1 protein-coding gene is annotated in these 11,422 nt (G+C 75.9%); it reads right to left on the reverse strand.

All coding sequences use genetic code 11. From position 1 onward, the window contains the following. Positions 1–147: 147 nt before the first annotated feature. Positions 148–11,421 carry a type I polyketide synthase gene (locus C9F11_RS04125; protein WP_138957965.1) on the reverse strand — a complete coding sequence of 3,758 codons (11,274 nt, stop codon included), beginning with the start codon at positions 11,419–11,421 and terminating at the stop codon, positions 148–150. Position 11,422: the final 1 nt, after the last annotated feature.

Raw genomic sequence — 11,422 nt, forward strand, 5'->3', positions numbered from 1 at the left:
TACTGCTGTCGTGGTCGAGTCGAGTGCTGCTGTCGCGGTCGGAGCCGCGTACTGCCGTCGTGCTCGGGGCCGCGTCGGACGCGGGTCGGTTCGGTCGCGTCCGACGCGGCTCGGGCCTGGGTCACCGGTGAAGCTGGGGCCGGTGGGTCAACCGAGGGTGTCGAACCGGGCGTCGTCCAGCCAGGCCCGTACGGCGAGCGCCGTCGACTCGGAGTGCACGTCCATGATCGTGAAGTGGTCGCCGGGGACGTCGGCGTCCTCGTGGCGGTGCGGCCACTGGGGCTGCCAGGCGTCCTCGGTCTCCAGCGCCTCCGTCTCCCCGGGCGGGAACGTGGCGTGCACGAACAGCGTGGGGGCCCCGACCGGTTCGGGCTTCCAGTCCTCGAACACCCGCACGTAGCCGCTCTGTCCGGTCATCTGCGCGCCGGTCAGCAGGTCGAAGGCCTGGCTGGTGGACATGCGCTCCGACAGTGCCGCTTCGAGCCGCTTCTCGAACGAGTTCGTCGCGATGTACGTGTCCAGGAGCACCACCGCCGCCGGTGCGCGGCCCTGCCGCTCCAGGAGCGCGGCGACGGCGTTGGCCATCCAGCCGCCCGAGGAGTAGCCGAGGAGCACGTACGGCCGGTCGCCCGCCTGCCGCTCGACGGCATCGGCCTGGAAGCGGATCACCGCCTCCCGGGTCGCGGGCAGCGGCTCCCCCGCACCGAAGCCGGGGTGGGGCAGCAGGGTCACGTCCCGCTGCCCCGCGAAGACGGGGGCGAAGCGGGAGAAGTAGTGCGGCCCCGAGGGTGCCATGGTCGGCGGGAAGCACAGCAGCGGGACGCCGGGGCCGGTGGCCAGCGGGACCGGCGGCAGCGCGGCCACCTCGTCGGCCTTCTCGAACACCGGCCGCAGCCGTGCGGCCGCGTCCACCATCAGCCATCCCTCCTTGGCGATGCCGAGGTCGTAGGACTGGCGGACCAGGCCGACGAGGGTGTCCTCGGCGGCGAGGGCGGCGGGTGCGGCGGGGGCGTCCCCGGCTGTCGCGGCGAGTTCGCGCCGCAGGTATCCGGCGAGCGCCGGGCCCGTCCGCTGGTCGAACACGACGGTGGTGGGCAGGCGCAGTCCGGTGGCGCCCGCGAGCTCGTTGCGCAGTTGCAGCGCGGTCAGGGAGTCGAGGCCGAGCTGGGTCAGGGCGCCGGAGACGTCGAGCTCGTCGGGCGCGTAGCCGAGTACGGCCGCCGTGCGGTCCCGGACCAGACCGAGGAGTTCACGCTCCTGCTCCTCCTCCGTCAGCCCGGCGAGGCGCCGGGCCGGCGGCTCCTCGGCCGCGCCCGCCGCCCGGGCGGCCCGGGGGCGCGCCAGGCCGCGCAGCAGCGCGTGCACCTCGTCGGGTCCGCCGCGCAGGCTGCCCGCGTCGAGCCGCATCGGCACGACGACCGCGTCGCCCGCCGCGCAGCCGAGGTCGAACAGGGCGAGCCCCTCCTCCTCGGTCAGGCCCGTGACGCCGGAGCGGGACATCCGCGCCACGTCGCTGTCGGCCATGGCGCCGGTCAGCGTGCTGGCCGACTCCCACAGGCCCCACGCCAGCGACGTGGCGGGCAGGCCCGCCGCCCTGCGGTGCTGGGCGAGCGCGTCCAGGAACGCGTTGGCGGCCGCGTAGTTGCCCTGGCCGGGGTTGCCGAACGTACCGGCGGCGGAGGAGAACAGGACGAACGCCGACAGGTCGAGATCGCGGGTCAGCTCGTGCAGGTGCCAGGCCGCGTCGACCTTGGGCCGGAAGACCGTGTCGATCCGCTCGGGCGTCAGCGAGGCGAGCACGCCGTCGTCCAGGACGCCCGCCGAGTGCACCACTCCGGTCAGCGGGTGGTCCGCGGGCACCTCGGCCAGGAGCTTGCCCAGCGCGGCGCGGTCCGTGACGTCGCAGGCGGCGAGCGTGACCCGCGCGCCGAGTCCGGCCAGCTCCGCGCAGAGCGCGTCGGCGCCGGGCGCGGCGGCGCCCCTGCGACTGGCGAGGACGAGGTGCCGGACCCCGTGCTCCGTGACGAGGCGGCGGGTGACGAGGCCGCCGATCATGCCGGTGGCCCCGGTCACGAGGACGGTGCCACCGGGCGCGAAGGCGATCGGGGACTGCGGCGCGGACGGTCCGAACCGTGCGAGGCGCGGCGCCCTCGCGTCACCGGCGCGCACCGCCACCTGCGGCTCGGCACCGGTGAGGATGCCGGGCAGCGCCGCCCAGGACGCGTCGTGCCCGTCCACGTCGACGAGGACGAACCGGCCGGGGTTCTCGGACTGGGCCGCCCGGATCAGGCCCCACACCGCCGCGTCGGCGACGTCGGGCACGTCCTCGTCGGGACCGGCCGCGACGGCCCCGCGGGTCACGAAGACGAGGCGGGAGTCGAGGAACCGGTCGTCGGCCAGCCACTCCTGGGCCAGGCGCAGCGCGCGGAAGGCCGCGGTGCGGGCGGCGGCGACCGGCTCAGGACCGTCCTCCGCGAAGTCAGGACCGTCCTCCGCGAAGGCGGCGAGAACGAGGCCGGGCACCCCGGCCGCGGCGAGGGCCGCGAGGTCGTGGTGCTCCTCGACGGCGGCCCCGGACGCGGCGAGGCCCGCGCGGGCCTTCAGGTCGTCCGGGCCGATCACGGCGCAACCGCGGGCGGGAGCGGGGGTGGCCGCACGGGTCGGTGCGGCCACCCACTCCAGCCGGAACAGCGCATCGCGGTGGCGCGCACCCCAGTGATCCGCGGCGATCGGCCGCAGAACGAGGGATGCGACCGTCGCCAGGGGTTGCCCCTGTGCGTCGGCCAGCTCAAGGGAGACGGCGTCGGGTCCGGCCGGTGTGAGCCGGACCCGCGCCGTGGTGGCGCCGGTCGCGTGCCACCGGACGCCGTTCCAGGTGAACGGCAGCCGGGGCCGGCCGGCGTCCTCGACGAGGCCGCCGAGCGTGCAGGCGTGCAGCGCGGCGTCGAGCAGCGCCGGGTGGAGGCCGAACGACGCGGCGTCCCGGTGCTGGTCCTCGTCGAGCGCGATCTCGGCGTACACGGCGCCGTCGCCGCGCCACGCCGACCGCAGGCCCTGGAAGGCGGGTCCGTACCCGAACCCGGCTTCTTCCAGGCCGTCGTAGAGGCCGCCGAGGTCGACGCGCGCGGCGTCGGCGGGCGGCCACTGGGTGAGCGCCGCGGGGGCGGCGGGCGCCCCCGTGGTGAGGAAGCCGGTGGCGTGCCGGGTCCAGTCGGCGGCGTCCGGTTCTTCCGGGCAGGAGTCGACGTGCAGCGCCCGGCGGCCGGAGCCGTCGTCGGCGCCGACCGTCACCCGCAGGCGTACGCCGCCGCGTTCGGGCAGCACCAGCGGTGCGGCGAGGGTCAGCTCCTCCACCTCGTCCAGGCCGAGCCTGCCGCCCGCGGCGAGCGCGATGTCCGCGAAGGCCGTGCCGGGCAGCAGGACCGTCTGCGCGACGGCGTGGTCGGCGAGCCACGGGTGGGTGTCCGTGCCGATCCTTCCGGTGCACACCAGGCCCTGCCCGTCGGCGAGTTCGACGGCGGCGCCGAGCAGCGGATGGCCCGTGCCCGCCAGGCCGAGCCCTCCGGCCGCTTCCTCGACGCTCAGGTCGCGGGGCGCGTCCAGCCAGTAGCGCTGGTGCTGGAAGGGGTAGGTCGGCAGGTCGACGGGGCGTCCTGCGGGCACCGCGGCCCGCCACTCGAAGGGCAGGCCCTCCACGTACGCCTCGGCGGCCGACAGCAGGAACCGGTCGAGGTCGCCGTCGGTGCGGCGCAACGTGCCCACCACGACGGCCTCGGCGTCGACCGCCTCCAGGGTCTCGCGCACACCGAAGGCGAGCACGGGGTGCGGGCTGCACTCCACGAACACACCCACGCCCCGGTCCAGCAGACCCCGCGTGCCCTCCTCGAAGCGCACGGTGTTGCGCAGGTTCTGGTACCAGTACGCGGCCCCGACCTCGGTCCCGGTCAGCCACTCCCCCGTGACCGTGGACAGCATCGGCACCTGCGCGGCCTTGCCCTCGACTCCGGCCAGCAGGGTCGCGAGCTCCTCCCGGACGGGTTCGACGTACGGCGAGTGCGAGGCGTAGTCGATGAGGACCCGGCGGGCCCACACGTCGTCGGTCGCGCATGCCTCCAACAGCTCGTCCAGGTCGTCGGCGCCACCCGCCACCACGACCGAGCGGGGGCCGTTGACGGCGGCGACGGTGATCCGCCCCTGCCAGCGGGCGATCCGCTCCCGCGCCGCGTCGAGCGTCACCGCGAGGGACACCAACCCGCTCTGCCCCGAAAGCACCAGGGCCGCCTTGCTGCGCAGCGCCACGACCTTGGCGGCATCGGCGAGGGACAGCGCGCCCGCCACGTGCGCGGCGGCGATCTCCCCCTGGCTGTGGCCGACGACCGCGTCGGGCTCCACACCGTACGAACGCCACAGCGCGGCCAGCGACACCATCACCGCCCACAGCGCGGGCTGCACGACGTCCACGCGCTCCAGCGCGGCCGCGTCGTTCAGGACGTCGTACAACGACCAGTCCACATACGGCGCCAACGCCTGCGCACACGCGTCGAGGGAGGCACGGAACACCGGCGAGGACTTTGCCAGTTCCACCCCCATGCCCAGCCACTGCGACCCCTGACCGGGAAACACGAACGCCACCTTCCCCGCAGGCCGCGCGACACCGACCGCCACCCGAGCGGACTCCGCCCCCTGAGCCACCGCCGCCAACGCCTCGGCACCACCCCCCACCACCACAGCCCGGTGCTCGAACACCGACCGGGACAGCAGGGTGTCCGCCATGTCAGCGGAAGCGACCTCCTCCGCGGCGACGGCGAGTTGGGAGGCGTGCGCGCGCAGGGCGTCCTCGGTGCGCGCGGAGAACACGAAGGGCACCGGCGCCGACGGCGGGTCGGCCGGGGTCTCCGGGGTGGCCGGGATGTCGTCGGGTGCCTGCTCCAGGACGGCGTGGGCGTTGGTGCCGCTGATGCCGAACGAGGACACGGCGGCGCGCCGGGGGCGTGCGACCTCCGGCCACGGCGTGGTCTCGGTGACCAGCGACACCGCGCCCGACGACCAGTCGACGTGCGGCGTGGGCTCGGTGATGTGCAGGCTCCTGGGCAGCACGCCGTGGCGCAGCGCGAGGACCATCTTGATCAGGCCCGCGACGCCGGAGGCGGCCTGGGTGTGGCCGATGTTGGACTTCAGCGAGCCCAGCCACAGGGGCCGGTCCTCGGCGCGGTCCTGGCCGTAGGTGGCGAGGAGCGCCTGGGCCTCGATGGGGTCGCCGAGGGTGGTGCCGGTGCCGTGCGCCTCGACCGCGTCCACGTCGGACGTGGTCAGGCCCGCGTTGGCGAGGGCCTGCCGGATCACGCGCTGCTGGGAGGGGCCGTTGGGAGCGGTCAGGCCGTTGGACGCGCCGTCCTGGTTGACCGCGGAACCGCGTACGACCGCCAGGACCCGGTGGCCGTTGCGCCGCGCGTCGGACAGCCGCTCCAGGACGAGCATGCCGACGCCCTCGCCCCATCCGGTGCCGTCCGCGTCGGCGGAGAAGGCCTTGCAGCGGCCGTCCGGGGCGAGCCCCCGCTGACGGCTGAACTCCACGAACGTCGCCGGGCTCGCCATGACGGTGACGCCGCCCGCGAGCGCGAGGGTGCACTCGCCGGAGCGCAGCGCCTGCGCCGCCAGGTGCAGCGCCACGAGGGACGACGAGCACGCGGTGTCCACGGTCATCGCGGGGCCTTCGAGGCCGAACACGTACGAGATCCGGCCGGAGGCGACGCTGCCGGAGCTACCGACGCCGAGCTGGCCCTCGAAGCCCTCGGGGGCGCGGCGGAGCCGGGAGGCGTAGTCGTTGTACATCACGCCCGCGAACACTCCGGTGGGGCTGCCGCGCAGCGCCTTCGGGTCGAGGCCCGCGCGCTCCATCGCCTCCCACGACGCTTCGAGGAGCAGCCGCTGCTGGGGGTCGACCGCGAGGGCCTCGCGCGGCGACATGCCGAAGAACACGGGGTCGAACTCGGCGGCGTCGTGGAGGAAGCCGCCACTGCGGACGCTGCTGGTGCCGGCGTGGTCGGGGTCGGGGTCGTAGAGCGCCTCCACGTCCCAGCCCCGGTCGTCCGGGAAGTCGGACACGGCGTCGCGGCCCTCGGCGACCAGGCGCCACAGGTCCTCGGGCGAACGGACGCCGCCGGGGTAGCGGCAGCTCATGCCGACGATGGCGATCGGCTCGTCGTCGGCGGCTGCCGTGCGGAGCGTCGCTGTCCCCGCCGTTTCGCCGCCGAGCAGTTCGGCGCGCAGATGGCCCGCGAGCACCTGGGGCGTCGGGTGGTCGAAGACGAGCGTCGCGGGCAGGCGCAGGCCGGTGGCCGCGTCGAGCCGGTTGCGCAGCTCGACCGCCGTGAGCGAGTCGAAGCCGAGCTCGTCGAAGGCCCGCTCGGGCTCCACCCCGGCGGCGGAGGCGTGGCCGAGCACGGCGGCGACGGACGTGCGCACGAGGTCGAGCAGCGCCGGGAGGCGCTCGTCCTCCGGCAGCGCCGAGATCCGTGCCGCGAGGCCCCCGGCGGCCTTGGCGGCCTCGGGGCGTGCCGTGCGCACGAGGGCGCGCAGCAGCGCCGGGACGGCCTCGGGGTGCGCCCGCAGCGGCGCCAGGTCGAGGCGCGTGGGCACGGCCACGGCCGACGGCAGCGCGACGGCGGCGTCGAAGAGGCGCAGCCCCTCCTGCGGGGTGAGGCCCGCGGCCCCGGTCTGGGCCATCCGCGCGCCCATGCCGTCCGCACCGGCCCACAGGCCCCACGCCAGCGAGGTCGCGGGCAGGCCCGCGGCGCGGCGGTGCTGGGCCAGGGCGTCGAGGAACGCGTTGGCCGCCGCGTAGTTGCCCTGGCCGGGGTTGCCGAACGTACCGGCGGCGGAGGAGAACAGGACGAACGCGGACAGGTCGAGATCGCGGGTCAGCTCGTGCAGGTGCCGGGCGCCGTCCACCTTCGGCCGGAACACCGTGTCGATCCGCTCCGGAGTGAGCGAGCCGATCGTGCCGTCGTCCAGGACGCCCGCGGTGTGCACCACGGCGGTCACCGGGTGCTCGGCAAGCAGCGCCGCCACCTCGTCCCGCTCCGCCACGTCACACGCCACAACAGCGACCTCGACACCGAGCCCGGTCAACTCGTCGTACAGCGCGCCCACTTGGCCGCGCCGACTCGCCAGCACCAACCGCCGCACCCCGTGCCGCACCACCAAATGCCGCGCCACCAGACCACCGAGCATCCCGCTGGCACCCGTCACCAGGACCGCACCCTCACCGAAGCCCGACTCCGGGGACTCCGCGGGGCGGGCGCGAACGAGCCGCGGCGCGAACCAGTCGCCGCCCCGCAGGGCGAGTTGGGGCTCGTCCGGCAGCTCCTGGAGCACCGCCGCCGACCGGTCGTCGGCGTCCACGAGCGCGAAGCGGCCCGGGTGCTCGGTCTGTGCCGCGCGTACGAAGCCCCACACCGGCGCGCAGGCCAGGTCCGGGACGTCCTCGTCGGGGCCCGCCGCCACCGCGCCGGTGGTGACGAACACCAGCCGCGCCGCGCCGAACCGGTCGTCGGCGAGCCAGGCCCGCGCGAGGGACAGCGCCCAGTGCGTCGCCTCCGCGGGGCCCGCGGCCGCGGGTACGGGGGCGAACACGAGGCCGGGCACCTCGTCGTCCGCGAGGGCGGCCAGGTCCGGGTACGCGCGGGCCTCGCCGGAGAGTCGGAGGCCGTCGCCGAGCACCGCCCGGCGGGCCGGGGCACAGGCGTCGGGCCGCACCCGCGTCCAGTCCACCCGGAACAGCGAGTCGAGCCGGTCCCCGGCCAGGGCGTCCGCCGTCAGGGGCCGCAGCGACAGTGCCTCGACCGAGGCGACGGGGGCGCCCGTGCCGTCGGCCAGGGTGATCCCGACGCCCGCGGCGCCCGCCGGGGACAGCCGCCCGCGCAGCACGGACGCGCCGCTGCTGTGCAGCCGCACCCCGCGCCAGGAGTACGGCAGGTGCAGCCGCTCCGCGTCGGCGACGAAGTGGCCGAGCCCGATGGCGTGCAGCGCGGAGTCGAGCAGCGCGGGGTGCAGGCCGAAGGAGCCCGCGGCGTCCTCGTCGGCGAGCTCCACCTCGACGAACACCTCGTCGCCCCGCCGCCACGCCGCGCGCAGGCCGCGGAACGCGGGCCCGTAGCCGAGCCCCGCCGCGGCGAGGTCGTCGTAGCGGCCCGCGATGTCGAGCGGCTCGGCGCCCGCGGGCGGCCAGGTCGCCCCGAGGGCGGCCGGGGCCCGGTCACCGGCCGCGAGCGTGCCGAAGGCGTGCCGCGTCCAGGGCTGGTCGTCGGGCGCGTCGTCGGCCCGCGCGTACGCGCTCAGGGCGCGGCGCCCGGCGGCGTCCGGCGCGCCGACGGACACCTGGAGGCGCACCGCGCCGTCCTGAGGCAGGACCAGGGGCGCCGCGAGGGTCAGCTCCTCGACGAGGTCGAGTCCGACCTGGTCGCCGGCCCTGATCGCCAGCTCCACGAGGGCGGCGCCCGGTACGAGGACCACGCCGCCGACGGTGTGGTCGGCCAGCCACGGGTGGGTGGCCAGGGAGAGCCTGCCGGTGAGCAGGGCGCCCTCCTCGTCCGCGAGGGTGACCGCGGCGCCGAGCAGCGGGTGGTCGGCGGGCCGCAGGCCCACCGACGCCATGTCGCCGGCGGGCACGCCCGTGTCCAGCCAGAACCTGGTGCGCTGGAAGGGGTAGGTGGGCAGGTCGACGCGCCGGGCGTCGCGGCCCGCGAACACGGCGTGCCAGTCCAGGGCGACGCCCCGCACGTGCAGGGCCGCGACCGCCGACGTCAGCACGGTGCCCTCGGGCCTGTTCGCCCGCGCGGCGGCCACCAGGAGCGCGCCCTCGTCGACGCAGTCGCGTCCCGCGGCGGCCAGGACGGCGTCGGGGCCGAGCTCCAGGAAGTTCGCCACGCCCTGCTCGCGCAGGCACCGCATGCCGTCGAGGAAGCGCACGGCCTCGCGGGCGTGCCGCACCCAGTGCTCGGGGTCGCGCGCCTGCTCCGGGGCCAGGACGGCGCCGGTCAGGGTGGACACGATCGGGATGGCCGGCGTCCCGTAGGTGACGTTGCGGGCGACGGCGCGGAAGTCGTCGAGGACGGCGTCCACGTGCGGCGAGTGGAACGCGTGGCTGACCCTCAGGTACCGGGTCTTCCCGCCGCTCTCCCGCCAGGCCGCGTCGATCGCGGCCACGGCGTCGGCGTCGCCCGCGACCACGGTGGACTCGGGGCCGTTGACCGCGGCGACGTCCACCGTGCCGCGGCCGTGCTCGGCGAGCAGGCGCCGGACGGTGGGCTCGTCGGCGCGCAGTGAGAGCATCGCCCCGCCCTCGGGCAGCGCCCCCATCAGCCTGCCGCGGGCCGCGACGAGGGCGCACGCGTCGGTGAGGGAGAACACGCCCGACACGTGGGCCGCCGCCAGTTCGCCGATGGAGTGGCCCGCGAGGAACTGCGGGGCGAGGCCCCACGCGGTGACGAGGCGGAACAGCGCCACCTCGATCGCGAACAGCGCGGGCTGCGTGTACGTGGTGAGGTCCAGCAGGGCGGCGGCCTGGGTGTCGGGCTCCGCGAAGAGCACCTCCCGCAGGGGCCGGTCCAGATGCGGGTCCAGACCGGCGCAGACCTCGTCGAGGGCCCGCGCGAACACGGGGAACTCGCCGTACAGTTCACGGCCCGTGCCCGCCCGCTGGCTGCCCTGGCCGCTGAACAGGAAGGCGAGCCTGCCGCGGGTGCCCACCGTGCCGCGCACCAGGTGGGGCGCTTCGCCGCCGGTGGCCAGGGCCTCGACGCCGCGCAGCAGTTCCGCGCGGTCCGTGCCGACGACGGCGGCCCGGTGCTCCAGGGCGGTCCTGCTCAGGGCGAGGGCGTGGCCGACGTCCACCGCCCGGTCGTCGCGGCCGTCCAGGTGGCGCAGGAGGGCGGCGGCGCGCTCGCGCAGCGCGACGGGGTCGTTGCCGGAGAGGACCCACGGCACCGCCTCGGTCAGGACCGGCTCGACGGGCTCTTCCACGGCGTCGTCGGCGTCCTCGGCCGGGGCCTGTTCGAGGACGACGTGGGCGTTGGTGCCGCTGATCCCGAACGACGACACCGCCGTCCGGCGCGGCTGCCCCGTCTGCGGCCACGGCCGCGCGTCGGTCAGCAGCTCCACGGCGCCCTCCGACCAGTCGACGTGCCGGGAGCGCTCGCCGACGTGCAGGGTGGGCGGCAGGACGCCGTGCCGCAGGGCCATGACCATCTTGATCACGCCCGCCACTCCGGCGGCCGCCTGGGTGTGGCCGATGTTGGACTTCACGGACCCCAGCCACAGCGGCTGTCCCGCGGGGCGCTCCTGGCCGTAGGTGGCGAGGAGCGCCTGGGCCTCGATGGGGTCGCCGAGGGTGGTGCCGGTGCCGTGCGCCTCGACGGCGTCGACCTGGGCCGCGGTCAGGCCCGCGCTGTCCAGGGCCTGGCGGATCACGCGCTGCTGGGAGGGGCCGTTGGGCGCGGTCAGGCCGTTGGACGCGCCGTCCTGGTTGACCGCCGAGCCGCGTACGACGGCCAGGACCCGGTGGCCGTTGCGCCGCGCGTCGGACAGCCGCTCCAGGAGCAGCATGCCTGCGCCCTCGCCCCAGCCGGTGCCGTCGGCGTCGTCGGAGAACGACTTGCACCGGCCGTCCGCGGCGAGGCCGCGCTGCTTGCTGAAGCCCACGAACGTGTGCGGGGTCGTCATCACCGTGACGCCGCCCGCGAGCGCGAGGGTGCACTCGCCGGAGCGCAGCGCCTGCGCCGCCAGGTGCAGCGTGACCAGGGACGACGAGCAGGCGGTGTCCACCGTGACGGCGGGCCCCTCCAGCGCGAACGTGTACGACACGCGCCCGGAGGCGACGCTGCCGAGCCCGCCGGTGCCCAGGAAGCCCTCCAGGCCCTCGGGCACCGACCGCAGGCGTGCGGTGTAGTCGTGGTACATCACGCCTGCGAACACGCCCGTCCTGCTGCCGCGCAGGGACGACGCGTCGATCCCGGCCCGCTCGAACGCCTCCCAGGAGGTTTCGAGCAGTAGCCGTTGCTGCGGGTCCATGGCGAGGGCCTCGCGGGGCGAGATCCCGAACACGCCGGGGTCGAAGTCGCCCGCGTCGTGCAGGAATCCGCCCTCGGTGCGGAACACCCGGTCGGGGTCCTCGGGGTCGGACAGCTCGACGTCCCCCCAGCCCCGGTCGGCGGGGAAGGGCGTCACGCCGTCGCGTCCTTCGGCGACCAGCTGCCACAGGTCCTCCGGGGAGCGTACGTCGCCCGGGTAGCGGCAGCTCATGCCGATGATGGCGATCGGTTCCTGCTCACCGGCCTCGACCTCGCGCAGCCGCCGCCGCGTCTCGCGCAGATCGCCGGTGACCCGCTTGAGGAAATAGCGGAGCTTGTCCTCGTTTTCCATG

Source organism: Streptomyces sp. YIM 121038 (genome assembly GCF_006088715.1).
GTDB lineage: Bacteria > Actinomycetota > Actinomycetes > Streptomycetales > Streptomycetaceae > Streptomyces.